This window comes from Actinokineospora inagensis DSM 44258 (assembly GCF_000482865.1).
In the GTDB taxonomy this organism is placed as follows: domain Bacteria; phylum Actinomycetota; class Actinomycetes; order Mycobacteriales; family Pseudonocardiaceae; genus Actinokineospora; species Actinokineospora inagensis.
Genome location: NZ_AXWW01000024.1, coordinates 80,093 through 97,838 on the forward strand (window position 1 = coordinate 80,093; position 17,746 = coordinate 97,838).

A 17,746-nucleotide genomic window follows, 5' to 3' on the forward strand; every position below is an offset into this window, starting at 1 on the left:
CGAGAACACCATGACCCTCTCCCGCCGTTCGCTGCTGCGAGCGAGTGCCGGTGCCGCCATCGCCACGGCGGCCACGGCTGCCGCGGGCCCGGTGTGGCCCAGCGCGTGGGAACAGTTGCGGCGCAACCTGCAGGGCACCCTGGTCCTGCCCGGCAGCGCCGACTACCCGCAGGCCAAGCAACTGCACTTCGCCGAGTTCGACGCGGTCAACCCGTCCGCGATCGCCTACTGCGCGTCCGCGCGCGACGTGGTGACCAGCGTGTGCTTCGCGCAGGACCACGGCATCCGGGTGACCGCCCGCTCCGGCGGCCACAGCCCCGCTGGCTACTCCCTCACCGACGGCGGCCTGGTCGTCGACCTGTCCCGGCTGCGCTCGGTCACCAGCGGCCCGTCCTCGGTCGTGATCGGGCCGGGCGTGCAGCAGGTCGACGCGCTCAACGCGCTGTGGCCGCAGGGCCTGGGCATCGTCGGTGGCCTGTGCCCCACGGTCGGGGCGGGCGGCTTCATCCAGGGCGGCGGCATCGGCATGCTCACCCGCAAGCACGGCCTGGGCTGCGACCACCTCCTCGGCGCCGACGTCGTCCTCGCCGACGGCCGCCTGGTGCACACCAGCGCCGCCCGGGAACCCGACCTGTTCTGGGCCCTGCGCGGCGGTGGTGGCGGCAACTTCGGCATCGTCACCGCGTTCGAGGTCACCCCGGTCCCGGTCAACCGGATGATCAACTTCAGCACGTCCTGGGCCTGGGCGGACGCCGCCGACGTCATCCGCGGCTGGCAGCAGTGGGCCGTCGACGCCCCGCTCGAACTGGGCTCCGGCATGGTCGTCCAACTCACCGACGCCGCGCCCGGCGCCGTCCCGGTCGTCCTCGTCTTCGGCGCCTGGAGCGGCTCGCCCGCGGCGCTGGAGACCGCGCTCGACGACCTGGCGTCGCGCGTCGGGCACGCCCCCACCAGCCGCACCGCCCAGGACCTGACCTACCGCGACGCGATGATGCAGCGCTACAACTGCTCGGAGCGCACGGTCGACCAGTGCCACCGGGTCGGCACCACCCCGGTCGCCCAACTGCCCCGCGCCGACTTCACCATCGAGCGGAGCAGGCTCTTCGGCGCGGCCATGTCCACCACGGCCGTCGACGAACTGCTCACCGCGTTCGACGCCGACCGCAGGGCGGGTCACCTGCGCGCCATCCACGGCGCGGGTCTCTTCGGCGGCACGGCCAACACCGTCGCCCCCGACGCCACCGCCTTCGTGCACCGGGACGCCCAGTTCAGCATGGCCGTGTCCACCAGCCTGGCGGGCAGCGCCCCCGCGGCGCAGGAGCGGTCGGCGGCACTGGCCTGGGCGGCGACCGGGTTCGGCGCGCTCAGCCGCTACTCCACCTCGACCTACCAGAACTTCATCGACCCCTACCTCGACGGCTGGCAGACCTCCTACTACGGCGCCAACTACGCCAGGCTCGTCGACGTCAAACACCAGTACGACCCGAACCGCTTCTTCACCTTCCCACAGGCGATCGGCTGAACGCTCACCAACCGTGTTCGGGTGAGTCTGCGGTCCGGGCGGCAATCAATCCACAAAGGATGGATCGGCGCTGCCGGACAACCGAACCGGGACCAACTCTACGGCGCCTTCGCCGACAGTTGGACCCAACCACCCCCCACCCCCACCCCCTACACCCTCCTCATCGACCCCACCGGCAAATCCACCGCCACCCTCCGCCTCCGCGCCGCCTGAGATCCGCGGCGGATCTCGCAGTGCCGGACCGAGTCGGAGCACGGGGACTGCCCGCGTTGGGCTGAGGTGTCCGCCCTTCGCGCGATCGGCGGCATTTGGTCTAGACCCTTCCTCCTCGGTCGTCTCGCGATCGTGCCGGGAAGTGTTCTCGCGCGTTCACGCCGTATGTCCTCTGGCGGACAATGGCTCAACCATTTGCTGAAGTTGTCCGACGGAAAACGGGAATCTGCCTGGATTACCGCGTCTGACGCGGCAGGTGTGCGGCCATTCGCGAGCTGGGACGGGTCTTGGTGAAGTCGATCACTTCCGCGCCGTGGTACGGGCGAAGTCGTTCTGAAAACTCGTGATCTTCGCCCGAACTTCTCTCCCGACGGTTGTGCCACGATCGACCGGGAAAGGGACCTCGGCATCGGAGAAATCGGGGAGATCTCATGCCACACAAGGGAATCGCGCTTGTCGGCGCGGCCATCGCATTGGTGGCCCTGGCACCCGCGGCGCAAGCCGCCATACCGACACCTGTGGTGGTCAGCGTTGTCGCGCACCAGGACGACGACATCCTGTTCATCGATCCGGACCTGCGGAACACGATCCACGCGGGCCGGGCGGTCACCAACATCTTCGTCACCGCGGGCGAGGCCTGGTTGGCGCCGGGCGCCCCGGGCCCCCTGCCGGACGCGTCGGGGTGCCGGGCCGATCTGGTCCGTGAGGCCTACGCGTACTGCCGCCAGCGCGGCGCGATGGCCGCGTGGGCGAACATGGCGGGAGTGGCCGACACCTGGTCCGCCGATCGCGTCACCATTTCCACCACCGCGGGCAACGTCCGGGTGGAGCGCCGAACGCTGGCGGCGCGCCCCAACGTGCAGCTCATGTTCCTCAACCTGCCGGAGAACGCCGACAGCAATTCCGACGTCGCGGGTCCGGACGGCGCGAGCCTGGTGCACCTGTGGCAGAACGACCGCACCGCCAACACGTTGGTGCCGTGGGGAAACACGAACCAGCGCTACACCTATGACCACGCGCGGTTGACGCAGGTGCTCGCCGGGTTGTTCACCCGGTTGCAGGCCACCGTGATCCGCACGCAGGACCCCCACCCCGATCCGCGCTACCAAGGCGATCACAACGACCACGTGATGACCGCGCGGTTCGCGACCGAGGCGGCGGGCGTCTACAGCGCGACCCGGTCGTCCGTGCAGCTTTACCACTACCGGGACTACAACATCGCGGACGCGCAGCAGAACCTGCCCGGTTCCGCCAGCACTGACAAGGGTGCCACGTTCTCCGCTTACGCCGCCTGGGACGGCTTCGCGGACCCGACACCCACGGGTGACTACCTGTCGTGGACCCAGCGGCTCTACCACCGCGACCCAACTGGAACCACCTGGGTCGGGCAGAACAACGACGGCCGGTTGCAGGCGTTCGCGGTGGAGAGCGGCAAACTGGTCACCTGGTACCAGCGCGCGGGCGGCGCGATCAACACCGGCGAGGTGCTGACGACGCCGTGGCCGCTGTCGCCCGGGGTGACCGTCGGCCGCAACGCCGACCGGCGCCTGCAGGTGTTCGCCCGCCGAGCCGACACCAACGAGATCGTCTCCACCTGGCAGACCGCCGTCGACGGGAACTTCGCCACCACCTGGGTGTCGCTGGGCAACCCCAACACCGGTTCGGACGACGCGTTCCAGGTCGGTGCCCCGGTTGTCGCGCTCGGGTCCGACGGTCTACTGCGGGTCGCGGTGAAGAACGCAGGCGGCGGGGTCAGCGTGAACACCCAGCAGGCGCCGAACTCCGGCTTCGGTACCACCTGGGACGACATCCACGGCACGGGCGCGCAGGACCCGATCGCAGTGGAGGTCGACCGCGAGGGCGGCGTGAACGTGTTCGCCTACGCCATCGAGAACGGCGTCGGCCACATCCGACACTGGTACGCCCCCTACGACGCGGGCACCCACACGACGGGTGCCTTCACCCAGCAGCCCTACCTGGCGGGCTATGAACCAGCAGGCCCGCCCACCGCGGTGCACAACGAGGACGGCCGCCTCGACGTCTTCTACCGCCTGGCCACCAACTCGACCGACGCGTTCGCGGGCCTGGTCGGCCACACCTGGCAACACCCGGACAACACCTGGACCACCTCCGGCGAGGAAATCGGCGGCCAGGGCGGCGTCGGCGAGGTCGCCGCGGCCGATGCCCCGGGCACCTGGTCGGACTCAACACCAATCGCTGACTCCCGCATCCTCGTGTTCACCACCAATGGAACCGGCGGCCTCAGCACCACTCGCCAATCCGACCCCAACGGCGGATACCCGGGAACCTGGACTGACCTCGCAGGCGTACACGTAGGCCAACCCGCGTCCGGAGTAGACCGCCAAGGCTGCGTGTTCTCCTTCGCCCTGACCGACTCCGGCTCCCTGGTAGTCCGCAACCAAACAACCTGCTCTGGCGACCAGCCCCTATCGCGAGTCCGCGAGATCGCGGGCCCCTGACCCACAGCAACCCGCGACCTCTCGCAGCCCTCGGAACCTCTGGGGGCTGCGAGAGGTCGTTGCGCCAGAACGTCAAACCTCGGTCGTTGGTGCCCTGGTCAGGGCGCTGCGCACGATGAGGGCGGTGGCGGCGTTCGTGGCCAGGAGCGCGGCCGCTTGGTGTTCGTCAACCACTGGAGACGTAGGGCGCTCCAGGTGTGGTCCAGCGGGGGTCCAGCGGGGGAGGGGATGCTGGGACGGCACGTGTCCCTGGAAGCGAGAGGAGTGCAGATGGACAGCCGCGAGGTGTGGGTGGCGCCGGAGTTTGACGACTACGACACGCCGATGGAGATTACCGCGTACGTCGCTCGGCAGGACTAGGCGGTGGTCCGGACGGACGTCCCGCCGACCGAGTTGTTGTCGGGTGAGGAGTTCTTGGGGCGGTTGCGGGCTTTGGAGGACCGGTATTGGGGTTCGCACCCGTTTCACCTGCGCATGCATGCCGGGGAGTTGAGCCGGGATGAGTTGCGGTTGTGGGCGGCGAACCGCTGGTACTACCAGAGTGTGTTGCCGCGCAAGGACGCCGCGATCGTCGGCAACTGCCCGTTGCCCGAGGTGCGCCGGTTGTGGGTGGAGCGGATTCGCTACCACGACGGGGCGGTCGACGGTGAGGGTGGTCGGGAGGATTGGCTGCGGTTGTGTGACGCGTTGGGCCTGGACCGGGCCGAGGTGCTCGATGAGCGGCACGTCGTCCCCGGGGTCAGGTTCGCGGTGGACGCCTATGTGCGGTTCGCGCAGACGCGGCCGTGGGTGATCGGGGTGGCGTCCGGGCTGACCGAGATGTTCTCCGGGCATTTGATGCGCCGCCGGGTGACTGACGTGTTGGCGCACTACCGGTGGATCCGTCCCGCGGATCTCGCCTACTTCACCACCCGGGTCGACGCGGTGTCCGGTGAGGGGAAGGAAGCGGTCGACCTGGTGGTGGCGCATTGCCGCACCAGGGCCGAGCAGGACGCCGCCGTGGCCGCCTTGGCCTTCAAGTGCGATGTGCTGTGGTCGATGTTGACCGCCATCGACGGTACGGCGCCTCGGTGACCGGGTGGGCGCCGCGGCTGCGGCGGGGCGCGCGACTGGGGTTCGATCCTGTCCGGCGAACCCCAGTCGTGCTCTTCCCGGAGGGGGTGCTGGTGTTGAACTCGACCGCCGAGGCGGTGCTGCGGTCCTGCGACGGCGCGGCGACGGTGCCGGAGATCGTGTCGGTGCTGGAGCGGCGGTACGCGGGGGTGCGGGCCGAGGACGTGCTGACCGTGCTGCGCGGGTTCGCCGCGCGTGGCGTGATCCAACCGGAGGAGCAGGCGTGACCCAGCCGCCGCTCGGTCTGCTGGCCGAGCTGACCCACCGCTGCCCGCTGCACTGCCCGTACTGCTCGAACCCCGTGGAGCTGGTGGTGCGGGACCGCGAGTTGACCACCGACCAGTGGCGTTCGGTGTTGACCCAGGCCCGGGAGCTCGGGGTGCTGCAGGTCCACCTGTCCGGCGGGGAACCGTTGGCGCGTCGGGACTTGCCGGAGCTGGTGAGCCACGCGTCGAGCCTCGGCTGTTACGTCAACCTGGTGACCAGCGGGCTGGGGTTGACCGAGGAGCGGATGGCCGACCTGGCGGCGCGCGGCATCGAGCACGTGCAGTTGTCCGTGCAGGCCGCCGATCCCGCCCGCGCCGACCTCATCGCCGGGACCAGGGCCGCCAAGCACAAGCGCGCGGCCGCCAACGCGGTGCGCGCGGCGGGGCTGCCGTTGACGGTCAACGCCGTGCTGCACCGGGGCAACCACGACCAAGTGGGTGCGATCATCGACCTGGCGGAGGAACTGGGCGCCGACCGCTTGGAGTTGGCCAACACCCAGTTCTACGGTTGGGCGTTGCGCAACCGGGCGGCGTTGATGCCGACGAAGGCGCAGTTGGCGGCGGCGGAACCGATCGTGCGGGCGGCCAGGCGGCGGCTGGCCGGGCGGCTGGAGGTGATCTACGTGTTGGCCGACTACCAGGAGAGCTACCCGAAGCCGTGCATGCACGGGTGGGGTGCCCGGCAGTTGACCGTGGCCCCGGACGGCGCGGTGCTGCCGTGCCCGTCGGCGACGGTGATCAACACGCTGGAGTTCGAGAACGCGACCCGGCGGCCGCTGGCGGAGATCTGGTACGAGTCGCCGTCGTTCAACGCCTTCCGCGGTGAGGACTGGATGCGCGAGCCGTGCCGCTCGTGTGAGCGCCGCTCGGTCGACTTCGGCGGGTGCCGCTGCCAGGCGTTCATGTTGACCGGCGCCGCGGAGAACGCCGACCCGGTGTGCGCGTTGTCCCCGCACCACGGCCTGGTCGAGGACGCCGTGCAGCCGGTCGCGGAGCTGCCGTTCGTGATGCGCGGATGAGGGTCGTCGTCCTGGGTACGGCCGCGGGCGGTGGTCTGCCCCAGTGGAACTGTGCGTGCGAGTTGTGCGAACGCTGCCGCGAGGGCGATCCGGCCGTCTTACCCCGGCTGCAGGACTGCGTGGCGCTGACCGCCACCGGCCGCGACTGGTACCTGCTCAACGCCTCCCCGGACCTGCGGGCCCAGATCGTCGCCACCCCGGAGCTCACGCCCGGCCCGGGGCGCCGCGAGACGCCCGTGCGCGGCGTTCTGCTGACCGACGCCGAACTCGACCACACGCTCGGTCTCACGCTGTTGCGCGAGGGCGAGTTGACGGTGTGGGCGTCGGAACCGGTGCTCGCCGCGGCGGCGGTCCGTCCCATTTTGTCGTATTACCAGGATTGGTCGTGGCTACCCGCGGACTCGGCGTTCACACTCGACGACGGGCGATTGGAATGCGCGGTGTTCCCATTGTCCGGGAAACGACCACGATACGCGCGGGAGGCGGCGGAGTCGAACGACTGGGTGGTTGCATATCGAATCACAGATGTGGCGACCGGCGGTTCCCTGGTATACGCACCATGTTTGGCCGGGTGGGCACCAGGATTCGACGAGTTCACCGCGGGCGCGTCCTGCGCGCTGATCGACGGCACTTTCCACGCCGCCGACGAGATGTCGAGCAGTACCGGCCGCGCTGACCAGCGGGTCATGGGCCACCTGCCCATCGTGGAATCGCTGCCGCTGCTCACCGGCAGCTCGACGAAGTGGTTTTACACACACCTGAACAACACGAACCCGGTGGCGGCGCGCGGTTCCGCCGAACGCGACCGGGTCGAGGCCGCAGGCGCGGCAATCGCCGAGGACGGCACCCGGATCGACCTTTGATCCGGATTCCGTGGTGTTTTCCCGGGGTGCCGCGGCCCACGTGATCACTCGAATGGATGGCAGGGTCGGCAGAGGCTTGCCTTTTCCCGGTGTGAACCGATTGACTCCCGGGGTCGGGAAGGTTTCACCGGCCGGGCGACAACCGTGGTATTCACACACTCGGTATTCACACACTCCGGTATGTGTGGACCGGGCTGTGCGAACGCGTGAACTGCCGTGCGTCGTCCGGGCCCTGCTGCCGCGTCACCTCCCAGGTCGGGTTCCCAACGCCACCAGGGGTAGGTCATGCACATCACCGTGCTCGGTCCGCTCACCGCCGTCGCCGGGCAGCACACGGCGGCGCCCAGCGCCACCAAGCCGAAGCGGATCCTCGCGTTGCTGGCCCTGCGCGCGAACACCGTGGTCAGCACCGCGCGGTTGATCGATGAGCTCTGGGGCGCGCGCCCGCCCGCGAGCGCGGTGGTGACGCTGCAGACGTACGTGCTCCGGCTGCGCCGCCTGCTCACCCCGCTGCTGGACATCCCGGTGCGGTCGGTGCTCACCACCGAGTCCGGCGGTTACGCGCTGCGCCTGTGCCCCCAGCAGTTGGACCTCACCGTGTTCCGGCAGCACGCCGCCGACGGGGCCGACGCGCTCGCGGCGGGCGACCCGGAGCGGGCCGCGACCCTGCTGCGCGACGCCTTGTCCCTGTGGCGCGGGCCTGCGCTGGCCGACGTGCGGCCGGGCAGGCTGCTCGACGTGCACGTCACCCGGCTGGAACAAGAGCGGCTCAGCGCGCTCGAACAGCGCATCGAGGCCGACCTGCGGCTCGGGCGGCATCTCAGCGTCCTTGGCGAGTTGGCGGAGCTGTCCCAGGAACACCCCCTGCACGAGAACCTGCACGCCCTGTACATGGTGGCGTTGCACCGCGCGGGCCGCCGCTACCAGGCGCTGAAGGTGTTCCAACAACTACGGCGCTCCCTCGCCGACGAGTTGGGCCTGTCGCCGACGGGCTGGGTCGAACGCGTACACCAAGCCGTCCTGTGCTCGGACGAGTTGCGTTGCCTCGACGAGTTGGGTCTACCGGGTCAGGTCACCGGTACGCGCCCGTGAGGCTCTTAGACTTGGTCTCCAGTCAAGCGACAGGGAGACGTCGATGGGGTCGTTCGATGTGCCGTTGGACGACGAACGCACTCAGCTCGACGCGTTCGTCGAGGAGTACCGCGGCGCTGTCGAGGCGGTGCTCGACGGTCTCACCGAGGAGCAGGCCCGCCGCAGGCTCGTCGCGTCGGCGACGACGTTGCTCGGGCTGCTCAAACACGTCACGTGGATGCAGCGGGTGTGGTTCGAGGAGTGCGTCGGCGGCACGTCCCGCCAGGAGCTCGGCCTGGTGGGGAGCCCGGACGAGTCCTTCCGGCTCGCGGCCGACGACACTGTCGCCTCGGTCACCGCGGCCCACCGGCAAGCCTGCGCCACCGCCCGCACGGCGGTCGCGGCCCTGCCACTCGATGCCGTCGTGACCGGCCACCGGTCCGGGCCGCGCACGCTTCGCTGGGTGTACCTGCAGGTGTTGCGGGAGTTGGCCCACCATTGCGGACACGCCGACATCCTGCGCGAACAGGTACTCGTGGAGAATGACTCTTAGCGCACCACGACGGTGTGGTCGGTTCGCAGGACCAGCTCGCCGATGACCGTGGCGCCGGGGATCTCCCCGGCGAGTAAGAGGCCACCGGACGTCTGGGCGTCGGCGAGCAGCAGCGAGTCGGCGCCCAGGGACACGTGCGGTGCCACCCAGTCCAAATTCCGCTTGGTACCGCCGCTGACATACCCATCGCGCAGTGCTTCCCGTGCTCCGTCGAGGTAAGGGACGGCGGCAGCGTCAACGATCGCTGTGACCCCGCTCGCGCGCGCCAACTTGTGCAGGTGGCCGAGCAAGCCAAACCCGGTGACATCGGTGGCGCAGGTGACGCCCGCCGCCACGGCCGCCACAGAGGCGTCCCGGTTCAGCGTGGCCATCACCTCGATGGCCTCCTGGAAGACCTCGCCGGTTGTCTTATGCCGGTTGTTGAGCACGCCCAGACCGAGCGGTTTGGTCAACGACAGCGGTAGACCTACCTGGCCAGTGGAGTTCCGCATGACTCTTGCCGGATCGACCACACCGGTCACGGCGAGCCCGTACTTCGGCTCCGGGTCGTCCACGCTGTGCCCACCACCGATGTGACACCCCGCCCCGGCCGTGACGTCCGCGCCGCCGCGCAGCACCTCGGCGGCCACCTCCATCGGCAGGACATCCCGTGGCCAGCCCAGCAGGTTCAGGGCGACCACGGGGGTGCCGCCCATGGCGTAGACGTCGGACAGCGCGTTCGCGGCGGCGATCCGACCCCAGTCGTGCGGGTCGTCGACCACCGGGGTGAAGAAGTCCGTGGTGGCGACCAGCGCGAGGTCGGGCCGCAGCCGCACGACCGCCGCGTCGTCTCCGGTCGCCAGGCCGACGAGCAGTTCGCCGTGCGCGTCCCGGGGGGTGGTGGTCAGGCCGGACACCACTCGTTCGAGTTCGCCCGGCGGGATCTTGCAGGCACAACCGCCACCGTGTGCAAACTGCGTCAACCGATAAGACACGCCCGGTAGTGTGGCACGTTCGGTCCGTTATCAGCGCTGTGTCATGATCTGCGGCGTGTCCCGGGGAGGCGTCTCCGGCCTGGTGGCCGGCTCGGTCTTCAACACCGACGAGCGACAGGACCTGCCGCTGGCGGGTTCGATTCCCGTCCGCCTCCGCCGGACCCGGCGATGAGCGACCCGCGCAGGCAGGTGCCGCGCACCGACGCCCTGCTCGCCGAACTCGCCGACGAGGTGGGCCTGCACGGTCAACGGGCCGTGAAGACCGCGATCCACTCGGCGCAGCAGCAGGTCCGCGCAGGCGCCATCCCGCCCGCGCGGGCGGCCGCCGAGGCCAGGGCCGCGTTGCGCGCCGGACCGCGGCCGGTGATCAACGCGACCGGCGTCCTCGTCCACACCAACCTCGGCCGGGCCCCGCTGTCCGGTCCGGCCCGGGAAGCGCTGCGGCTGGCCGCGGGCACGACCGACGTCGAGTTCGACCTCGCTACCGGCACTCGCCGCCGCCGCGGTCAGGACACCCTGGACGCGTTGCGCGCCGCCGTGCCCGACGCGGGTGACGTGCACGTGGTCAACAACAACGCCGCCGCCCTGCTGCTGTGCGCGGTCGCCATCGCGGGCAGCCGGGACATCGTGATCAGCCGCGGCGAGCTGGTCGAGATCGGCGACGGCTTTCGCATACCGGACCTGCTTACCTCGGCGGGCGCGCGGCTGCGCGGGGTCGGCACCACCAACCGCACCACCGTGCGCGACTACGCCGACGCCATCACCGGTGACACCGGCTTCGTGCTCAAGGTCCACCCCTCCAACTTCCAGGTCACCGGGTTCGCCTCGACCCCGTCCGTCGCGGAACTGGCCGCGTTGCGCGCGCCGCTCGTCGTGGACATCGGATCTGGCCTGCTGAGTCCGCACCCCGCGCTGCCGGACGAGCCGGACGCGCGAACCGTGCTGCGTGATGGCGCGACCTTGGTGACCGCGAGCGGCGACAAGCTCCTTGGCGGACCGCAGGCCGGGTTGCTCTTAGGGGACGCTCGACTGGTCGAGCGACTGCGGCGGCACCCGATCGCGCGGGCACTACGGGTCGACAAGCTGACGTTGGCTGCGCTGGGCGCCACACTGCGGGGACGGTCGCCGGTCGTAGACGCTCTGGAAGCCGACACGGCCGACCTCACTCGACGGGCCCAAGAGATCGCGGTAGCCCTGTCAGGGCTCGGTGTCGATGCTGAAGCCGTGTCGTCTATGGCCGTAGTTGGTGGGGGAGGGGCGCCGGGCGTCGAGTTGCCGAGCGCTGCGGTGAGCCTGCCCGAGCGGTACGCGGTCGCCTTGCGCCTACGGGCTGTTGTGGGTCGGGTGGAGCACGGTCGCTGTCTGCTCGACCTGCGTACCGTGCCCGCAGACGACGACTCCGCGCTCATAGAGGCCGTGTCGCAGTGCACGTGATAGCCACCGCCGGCCACGTCGACCACGGCAAGTCCACTCTCGTCCGCCGCCTCACCGGGATGGAGCCCGACCGCTGGGCCGAGGAACAACGACGCGGCCTGACCATCGACGTCGGATTCGCCTGGACGACGTTCCCCCGCGTCGGCGAGATCGCCTTCGTCGATGTCCCCGGCCACGAACGGTTCGTGCCCAACATGCTCGCCGGGGTCGGCCCGGTCCCGGCGGTCCTGTTCGTGGTCGCCGCCGACGCCGAGTGGATGCCGCAGGCCGAGGAACACCTCACGGCCTTGGACGCGCTCGGCGTCAGGCACGGGCTGTTGGTGGTCACCCGTGCCGATCTCGCCGACCCCGCCGCCATCCGACAGACCGCCTCAGCGCGCATCTCCCGAACCTCGCTGGGTGCCATACCGTCCGTCGTCGGTATGGACGGGCTCCAGAGGGCCATAGAGGACCTCGTGGAACGGATGCCCGCGCCGGACGTCGACGGTGATGTGCGGCTGTGGGTGGACCGCTCGTTCACCGTTGCCGGAGCGGGCACAGTCGTCACGGGCACCTTGCAAGCAGGCACACTGCGTCCAGGAGACGAGTTGCTGCTGCGCGGCCGACCTGTGCGGGTGCGCGCACTTCACGCGTTAGGCCAATCGAAATCCTCCGTGTCCGCCGTCGCGCGGGTGGCCGTGAACCTGCGGGGCGTGCCGCGAACAGACATCGAACGCGGCGACGCGTTGCTCACCCCGGACGCCTGGTGGGACGCGCGAGTCGTTGACGTCACCGCCGCTGACTTGCCCCGGCAGCTAGTCGTGCACATAGGCTCGGCGGCCGTACCGGCCCGCGCACACGGTATTCCCAACGGTAGCCGGTTGTTCCTCTCGCGCCTCTTACCTTTGCGAGTAGGCGATCGCGTATTGCTCCGCAACCCCGGCACCCACGAGCTCGTCGGCGGCACGGTCACCGACCTCGACCGGTTGAGCAAGTCGCCGTTCTTCCTGCGTGCACAACAGAAGGCCCTGGGCCGACAGGGCAAACTGATCGCGGGGGAGTGGCACACCGATGCCTGGGACGACCTCGTCACCCGAGCCGACACCGAGTTGACAGCCTGGCGCGCGGCGCATCCCATGGACACCGGAATCCCGACCGAGACCCTGCGCCACAAGCTCCGCCTCCCCAGCGCCGACCTCGTCGCCCCCTTGCTCACCCGCCGGACCGAGCTGCCCAAGGCGATCATGAAGGCGTTTTCGGCTCTGCACGACGACTTCGTCGCGGCCCCGTTCGCCGCCCCGGACGCGAACCGCCTTCGCGAACTCGGGCTCGGTTCCCGCGAACTCGCCGCGATCGTCCGAACGGGTCGACTGGTCAAAGTGGCCGATGGCGTGTTCTTACCGCCAGAAGCACCAACTTGCGCGGCCGCCGTACTAGCCCGGATTGACCAACCTTTCACCACTAGCCAAGCGCGACAGGCCCTCGGCACGTCCCGCCGGGTAGTCCTACCGCTGTTGGCGATGCTCGACCGCACCGGCGTAACCGAGCGGCTTCCCGACGACACCCGTCAACTGCGGTAGTAGCCACCACGTCATCGCCAACACGAACCCAGCCGCCAACGCCAGTGTGGACTGGACCGCAGGCTCGGCCGTCGAACCAATCGCGAAGAACGCCGCCCGGCCCACAACGAGCCAGGTCACCGGGCCTTCACCGCGGAAACAACCACACGGCGAACCAGGCCGCCGGAGCCTGCGATCCGCGAGATAGAACGTGAATGCCCCATAGAGGGCCACCACGGCATAAGGGGTGAGGACAACCGAAGCGGCCACGGTCAACTCCGCCACCGCGAGCCACCACCGGCCGCGAACGTGCCCGATCGCGGCGATGACCAAGAGGATCGCCCCGCCGACGGCCACTGCACCCACCACGCCGACCACGCTAGACCCGCTGTGGGGAACGGGAATCCGACATCCGGCCCAATTGGTTGATCACCGTCCGGGTGTGCTCTAGCGTCAACGCGCATGACCCCGGCTCAGCGGCTCGACCTGGTGGCGCCCAGCGGCGCCCGGGTCGCCATCACCCTCCCCGGCCCGGAGCCGGTGTCCAGCGTCGCCGCCGCCGTCCGGTTCGCGGGTGGCTCACACGGCACGGGCTTCCAGATCGGCCCGCGCGGCTACCACGAGTTCGCCAACACCCACGTCGCCCCAGGGTCGGTCCGTGACCGGTTCCTGGTGCACGGCAGGGAAGTCGTCGTCTCCGAGGCGAGCGACGGCGAGTCGTCCATGGCGGCGCTCATCGGGGACTACCACGAACTGCTGACCGTCTACGCCGGTCCCGCCCCGCGCCGTGACAAGGTGTTCGCCTTGTTCACCTCCTTGCGGGTCAACGACTCCGTCGCCGGTATGACGGTGTCACCCCGTCGGGCCACCCTGCTGGACACGATGAGCGAGCACATCGTGCTCGCCGTCCGCGACCACGGCCAGGTGTCGATCCCCGGTCCCGCCCAGGCCCACAACCACGTCCCGGCGCACGCGGGCGCCCGCACCGAACACGGCGAGGTGTGGAAGGTGCCGCTGCCGACCAGCGGCCACATGTTCGTCCTCGGCTTCCCGGCCGGGGTCGCGGAGGTCCAGTTGGCCGGGGACACCCGGCGGCACCTGGACTGGCTGGACGGCATCGCGGTGTCCTGGAGCGCCGCGTGAGCGCGCTGACGGCGTTCCTGGTCATCACCTGGGCCGCGATCGTCGTGCTGTTCCTCGGCCTGGCCGCCGTGCTCCGCGAGGTCCGGCTGCTGCGGGCCACCGTGGCCCGCGACCCGGGCGGGTTCACCGCCGCCGAGCCGGACATCGACCTGGGCGAGCGGTTCGCCGGGAAAGTGGTGCTGGCGGCCGATTCCGGGTGCCCGCTGTGCGTCGCGGTCGCCCGGCGGCTGACCGACGCGGTGCTGTTGACGCACGAACCGGCCTCGGTGTGGGACGTGCCGTTGGACGTGGTGACCGACCGGGCGGCGTGGCGGCTCGTGTCGCACCTCGCGCCGCCGGTGCTGATGCTGGTCGGATCGGACGGGCGGGTGCGCCGGATGGTGCTGCCGGTCCGCGTGGAACAGGTGGACGACGTGCTGGACGACTGGGGGGTGCGCGGTGGCGCTCACACTGGCTGACATTCCGGACCACGAGGCGGGGACCGGCCGCTCGACCGCGTTGGCGGACCTGGAGTTCACCGGCCGCCGCCGCACCGTGTTGCGCGGCATCACCCTGGGCGCCCTCACCCTCGGCGCGGCCGCCCTGGCGTTCCCGCGCCGCGCCCGCGCCGAAACCGGCCCCAACGCCCTCTCCGGCTGGGACCGCACCGACTGCCACGACGCCTACCCCACCGGCTACGACGAGAACCCCGACACCAGCGGCACCTTCGTCAACGGCTATGCCGCCTGCGTCGGCGGCGCCTGGCGCGGCAGCGACTTCTGCGACGCGGGCTGGCACAAGTACGGCACCACCACCCAGGGCGACGTCCAGGTCGACCACCTCCCCGTCTCCACCGCCTGCGGCACCACAACCACCAAGAACGCCTGGCGCTGGACCACCCCCGACGGCAACGTCTACCGCTGCTCCGACGGCTTCAGCACCTACTGGGGCGGCGGCCAATCCGGCTACACCTACCTCACCATCTGCCGCGCCAGGGTCTGACCATTGTCCTCAGTGGACTACGCACAGGGCCTCGGCAACCCCGGGTGCGGCGTGAAGTCCGCGCTCCCCGCCGCCCAGGTGAAACGGGCCAGATCAGCCTCGACCAGCGTCATCCGGCCGGATGTGGTGTTCTGCGCCCCGCTGTATGGTGCGGGCGGCACCGGGTTGACCGCCCGCCACCACCGGCCGCCGAAGTTGGTGAACTCGATGCCGCAGTGGGTGTAGAGCTCGTAGTCGTACGTCTCCCCGACCACGGGCTGCTTCACCGTGCCCGCCGGAGCTGCCGACGTTGTCACTACGGTCGTTGACCCTGGCGCCCCGGCGCTCGGCACGGTGGCATCGCAGCCTGCTGCGAGTACAAGAAGGACAACCATGCCAAGCACTACACGCATAGCCCCGTACCGTACGCACGGGCGGCAGGCGACAAGGCCACCGGCCCCCACCTGCCGGTGCCGTGCGTCACATCCCACGCGATGCCGCCTACGGTCTACGGCCGCTGACCTGATAGTGCCGGTGACCGGCTACGACCTCAGACAGCATGACTTTGCCGCCGCGCCGCTGAGAGTGGGCCCCAGCCAGCTCTGCACCAAGCTCGATCCCAGCTACGCGAACCCGACGTTCTCCGCTCTGGTCATCCATGCCGCTCTTGACGCGGCGCTGGATACGCATGACCTAACCGAGGAGCAGGATCGCCGGGTGATCGCGGGTCTTTGTTGAGCTGTTGCGGGAGTTCGCGGCAGGCGAGACGCCTGCGCTGGGAGCGGTCCTGGTGAATGGGGGCTGGACTGTCGCCGCTTCTGTCCAGGCTGTGCGGCTTATTCGGCGGTGTCGAAGTAGAGGCCGATGGCGGCTGAGGTGGTGTGCCTGGCGGTAAGGACGGCCGTCATCGAACGGTCGCAAGGGCGCTGATCCGGGAGATCGCGCTGCGCAGCGGTGAAAGGGTGCCCGGCATCATCGAGATTGATTCCCAGGGCTGAGTTGCGTTCACCGCGTTCTAACGAATCGCCAAGCGACATTGAAGACTCACTACGATCGCGCGAAATAGGACGCAGATAGCGTTGCGCGTAGGGCAAACCTTGCCACAAGAGGCTTGTTGGCTACCCAGAGTAACGACAGGGCGGCCATGTGGGTGGTAGTTTGGCAAACATGTGCACACCGTCCGAATAAAAGATGCACTTCGTCGCGATCCAGCTCTGGCGGAACCCCTGCGTAGTCTCATGGCAGAGATCGAGCCGCATACGCTTGCAACTGGCGGTGCTGGCACGCAAACGGTACGACAGGAGGCATCAGGCCGCGGCCGAAACTATGCTGCTGGACGTGACATCAACATCGGTCGGAAGACGAGCTAGTCGATGAGTACGTTCGACAGGGGCTCCACCGAAAGCGGCACGGACGACGCATCCGAAGCTATCCGGCTGGAGATGGAAGCTGGCGGCCATGGGCGTAACTATTACGCCTATGGCGATATGGTTTTCATCCACCACCTGCGCGACGTCATACGATCTGAGCGGATCTCATCATCCAGGCTGACGGATGAAATGCGGTATTTTGTGGAACCTGTTGGCTTCCGGGATGCTCTCACGAAGCTGACTACGCATCGTATAGTCGTCCTGTGCGGTCCGGCAGAGTCAGGACGACACACTTCAGCACTTGCCCTGATTGTAGAGCTCAACCTGCTCAGGCAGAGGGCGGTCCAGCCTAGTCCGTTCTGGCTGTGAGGGAATTGGTACCGGACTGGAGCGACCCCGACGTCCATCGCCTCCCGTCGGTACCATCAAGCGGATACCTCCTTGAACTGGCTCGCGCTGGGGACGCCAGGCCCGGCGTCGACTTTGGTCGCGAACTGGTTGAATACTCTGGCTCGCTGGAAAGTGAAGATGCCTTCCTGATTGTCCTCGCAACACCTGAAGAGTGGCAAGACTGTCGGGGCGCAGCCGCCGTGGTTACGGTCGATTTGTCACCTCCCGATGCCAAAGAGATAGTCAGGCGGCGACTGGGCGATCAGTTTCGGCCAGAGCGGCTGCGTCATCCAATGACAGACTTCTTTACCGAAATCCTCGGGGCCGACCTTCGTCTAGCGAATGCTATTGAGCTTGCCAAGGCGGTCGGTGAAGCCACTGACACCGACGAGGCAATGCGCCAGGTAGTAGACAGATTCCAGGGGTGGACAAGCTACCTCACCGAATGGTTCAACCAAAACCAGTCAGTCGGAGATCGTGCGCGACTGATCGCCGCACAGCTGATTACCTTGCGATCCAACGGGATGAGCAAGCTAGAGTAGCGCGAGTAGCGAAGCGCCTGCGCAGTCTCAAGGACATATTGTCCGAACCGGGATTGGCTCAACTATGGTGGGCCGACCGAAACCCTGAACTACTGCCGTACCTGGCCAATGGCACGTTTGCGTCAGTTATGTCGGCACTTCCGCAGTCGTCGACAGGCGCGACGGATACCTATTCTTCAATCCTAAGCGACTACCTGTCTTCCCTGACCGACGAGGATCACCGATACGCGCTGACAGTTTTGAGCATGCCTTGGAAAAGGTCGGCTCCCCGGCTGAACTGGTCCGCCTCAAAAAG

Annotated in this window: 21 protein-coding genes and 1 tRNA gene; 19 read left to right on the top strand and 3 right to left on the bottom strand. The window is 68.9% G+C overall.

Annotated elements, in window-relative coordinates:
- Nucleotides 1–10 precede the first annotated feature (10 nt).
- The 10 genes from H504_RS0110120 to H504_RS0110170 all read left to right on the top strand — a co-directional run bounded on the left by H504_RS0110120 (nt 11) and on the right by H504_RS0110170 (nt 9,100).
- Nucleotides 11–1,522, top strand: coding sequence for an FAD-binding oxidoreductase (locus H504_RS0110120; protein WP_035303889.1), 1,512 nt, complete (start codon nt 11–13; stop codon nt 1,520–1,522).
- 21 nt (nt 1,523–1,543) lie between these two features.
- Nucleotides 1,544–1,735, top strand: a complete 192-nt coding sequence (locus tag H504_RS0110125; protein ID WP_026422680.1) for a hypothetical protein — start codon at nt 1,544–1,546, stop codon at nt 1,733–1,735.
- Nucleotides 1,736–2,166: 431 nt separating this feature from the next.
- Entirely contained in the window at nt 2,167–4,215 is a 2,049-nt protein-coding gene (locus H504_RS0110130; protein ID WP_026422681.1) for a PIG-L family deacetylase, read from the top strand.
- Between the two features lie 228 nt (nt 4,216–4,443).
- Nucleotides 4,444–4,575 (top strand): pyrroloquinoline quinone precursor peptide PqqA, encoded by a 132-nt coding sequence (pqqA, locus tag H504_RS0110140; protein ID WP_245614166.1) that lies wholly within the window; start codon nt 4,444–4,446, stop codon nt 4,573–4,575.
- A 3-nt stretch (nt 4,576–4,578) separates the two neighbouring features.
- Complete coding sequence (gene pqqC / locus H504_RS0110145; RefSeq protein ID WP_051385701.1) at nt 4,579–5,289, top strand: pyrroloquinoline-quinone synthase PqqC; 711 nt, start codon at nt 4,579–4,581, stop codon at nt 5,287–5,289.
- Nucleotides 5,290–5,357: 68 nt separating this feature from the next.
- Nucleotides 5,358–5,555: a PqqD family peptide modification chaperone gene (locus H504_RS0110150; protein ID WP_425394046.1), complete on the top strand. Its 198-nt coding sequence runs from the start codon at nt 5,358–5,360 to the stop codon at nt 5,553–5,555.
- Entirely contained in the window at nt 5,552–6,613 is a 1,062-nt protein-coding gene (pqqE, locus tag H504_RS0110155; RefSeq protein WP_026422685.1) for a pyrroloquinoline quinone biosynthesis protein PqqE, read from the top strand. The genes H504_RS0110150 and pqqE overlap by 4 nt, the downstream gene beginning before the upstream one ends.
- Nucleotides 6,610–7,476, top strand: a complete 867-nt coding sequence (gene pqqB / locus H504_RS0110160) for a pyrroloquinoline quinone biosynthesis protein PqqB (protein WP_026422686.1) — start codon at nt 6,610–6,612, stop codon at nt 7,474–7,476. The genes pqqE and pqqB overlap by 4 nt, the downstream gene beginning before the upstream one ends.
- A 285-nt stretch (nt 7,477–7,761) precedes the next feature.
- The gene (locus H504_RS34310) at nt 7,762–8,568 is read left to right on the top strand and encodes an AfsR/SARP family transcriptional regulator (RefSeq protein ID WP_035303892.1); all 807 of its coding nucleotides are present in this window, start codon (nt 7,762–7,764) and stop codon (nt 8,566–8,568) included.
- Nucleotides 8,569–8,611: 43 nt separating this feature from the next.
- Nucleotides 8,612–9,100, top strand: a complete 489-nt coding sequence (locus H504_RS0110170; protein ID WP_026422687.1) for a DinB family protein — start codon at nt 8,612–8,614, stop codon at nt 9,098–9,100.
- Here the strand turns inward: H504_RS0110170 and selD are convergent.
- Entirely contained in the window at nt 9,097–10,074 is a 978-nt protein-coding gene (gene selD, locus H504_RS0110175; protein ID WP_026422688.1) for a selenide, water dikinase SelD, read from the bottom strand. The genes H504_RS0110170 and selD overlap by 4 nt on opposite strands.
- Nucleotides 10,075–10,138: 64 nt before the next feature.
- Between selD and H504_RS0110180 the strand changes: the two genes are divergently transcribed.
- From H504_RS0110180 to H504_RS0110190, 3 genes are all read left to right on the top strand, one after another.
- Nucleotides 10,139–10,230: transfer RNA gene (locus tag H504_RS0110180), tRNA-Sec, on the top strand.
- Nucleotides 10,231–10,242: 12 nt separating this feature from the next.
- Entirely contained in the window at nt 10,243–11,508 is a 1,266-nt protein-coding gene (selA, locus tag H504_RS0110185) for an L-seryl-tRNA(Sec) selenium transferase (protein WP_026422689.1), read from the top strand.
- Nucleotides 11,505–13,067: a SelB domain-containing protein gene (locus H504_RS0110190; protein ID WP_425394047.1), complete on the top strand. Its 1,563-nt coding sequence runs from the start codon at nt 11,505–11,507 to the stop codon at nt 13,065–13,067. The genes selA and H504_RS0110190 overlap by 4 nt, the downstream gene beginning before the upstream one ends.
- Here H504_RS0110190 and H504_RS41005 read toward each other — a convergent pair.
- Nucleotides 12,993–13,415 carry a hypothetical protein gene (locus tag H504_RS41005; protein WP_157440326.1) on the bottom strand — a complete coding sequence of 141 codons (423 nt, stop codon included), beginning with the start codon at nt 13,413–13,415 and terminating at the stop codon, nt 12,993–12,995. The two genes, H504_RS0110190 and H504_RS41005, sit on opposite strands and share 75 nt — an antisense overlap.
- A 93-nt stretch (nt 13,416–13,508) precedes the next feature.
- Here H504_RS41005 and H504_RS0110195 point away from each other — a divergent pair, with 93 nt between their 5' ends.
- The 3 genes from H504_RS0110195 to H504_RS0110205 are packed head-to-tail and all read left to right on the top strand — an operon-like array spanning nt 13,509 to nt 15,170.
- The gene (locus tag H504_RS0110195) at nt 13,509–14,189 is read left to right on the top strand and encodes a hypothetical protein (protein WP_026422691.1); all 681 of its coding nucleotides are present in this window, start codon (nt 13,509–13,511) and stop codon (nt 14,187–14,189) included.
- Nucleotides 14,186–14,647, top strand: a complete 462-nt coding sequence (locus H504_RS0110200; RefSeq protein WP_026422692.1) for a hypothetical protein — start codon at nt 14,186–14,188, stop codon at nt 14,645–14,647. Before H504_RS0110195 ends, H504_RS0110200 begins: the two co-directional genes overlap by 4 nt.
- Nucleotides 14,628–15,170, top strand: a complete 543-nt coding sequence (locus H504_RS0110205; protein WP_026422693.1) for a hypothetical protein — start codon at nt 14,628–14,630, stop codon at nt 15,168–15,170. Before H504_RS0110200 ends, H504_RS0110205 begins: the two co-directional genes overlap by 20 nt.
- A gap of 17 nt (nt 15,171–15,187) precedes the next feature.
- Here H504_RS0110205 and H504_RS34315 read toward each other — a convergent pair whose 3' ends face one another.
- Nucleotides 15,188–15,436 carry a hypothetical protein gene (locus tag H504_RS34315; protein ID WP_157440327.1) on the bottom strand — a complete coding sequence of 83 codons (249 nt, stop codon included), beginning with the start codon at nt 15,434–15,436 and terminating at the stop codon, nt 15,188–15,190.
- A gap of 247 nt (nt 15,437–15,683) precedes the next feature.
- Between H504_RS34315 and H504_RS0110215 the strand changes: the two genes are divergently transcribed.
- The 3 genes from H504_RS0110215 to H504_RS41015 all read left to right on the top strand — a co-directional run bounded on the left by H504_RS0110215 (nt 15,684) and on the right by H504_RS41015 (nt 17,451).
- The gene (locus tag H504_RS0110215; protein ID WP_026422694.1) at nt 15,684–15,887 is read left to right on the top strand and encodes a hypothetical protein; all 204 of its coding nucleotides are present in this window, start codon (nt 15,684–15,686) and stop codon (nt 15,885–15,887) included.
- Between the two features lie 635 nt (nt 15,888–16,522).
- Nucleotides 16,523–16,888: a hypothetical protein gene (locus H504_RS41010; RefSeq protein WP_157440328.1), complete on the top strand. Its 366-nt coding sequence runs from the start codon at nt 16,523–16,525 to the stop codon at nt 16,886–16,888.
- Complete coding sequence (locus H504_RS41015; RefSeq protein ID WP_157440329.1) at nt 16,885–17,451, top strand: hypothetical protein; 567 nt, start codon at nt 16,885–16,887, stop codon at nt 17,449–17,451. The genes H504_RS41010 and H504_RS41015 overlap by 4 nt, the downstream gene beginning before the upstream one ends.
- The last annotated feature ends 295 nt before the right edge of the window (nt 17,452–17,746 follow it).

Coding starts and splice junctions, on each gene's coding strand:
- selA (WP_026422689.1), top strand. CDS start 10,243: ATGAGCGACCCGCGCAGGCAGGTGCCGCGCACCGACGCCCTGCTCGCC.
- H504_RS34310 (WP_035303892.1), top strand. CDS start 7,762: ATGCACATCACCGTGCTCGGTCCGCTCACCGCCGTCGCCGGGCAGCAC.
- H504_RS41010 (WP_157440328.1), top strand. CDS start 16,523: ATGAGTACGTTCGACAGGGGCTCCACCGAAAGCGGCACGGACGACGCA.
- pqqA (WP_245614166.1), top strand. CDS start 4,444: ATGCTGGGACGGCACGTGTCCCTGGAAGCGAGAGGAGTGCAGATGGAC.
- H504_RS0110195 (WP_026422691.1), top strand. CDS start 13,509: ATGACCCCGGCTCAGCGGCTCGACCTGGTGGCGCCCAGCGGCGCCCGG.
- pqqB (WP_026422686.1), top strand. CDS start 6,610: ATGAGGGTCGTCGTCCTGGGTACGGCCGCGGGCGGTGGTCTGCCCCAG.
- H504_RS0110120 (WP_035303889.1), top strand. CDS start 11: ATGACCCTCTCCCGCCGTTCGCTGCTGCGAGCGAGTGCCGGTGCCGCC.
- H504_RS0110130 (WP_026422681.1), top strand. CDS start 2,167: ATGCCACACAAGGGAATCGCGCTTGTCGGCGCGGCCATCGCATTGGTG.
- H504_RS0110170 (WP_026422687.1), top strand. CDS start 8,612: ATGGGGTCGTTCGATGTGCCGTTGGACGACGAACGCACTCAGCTCGAC.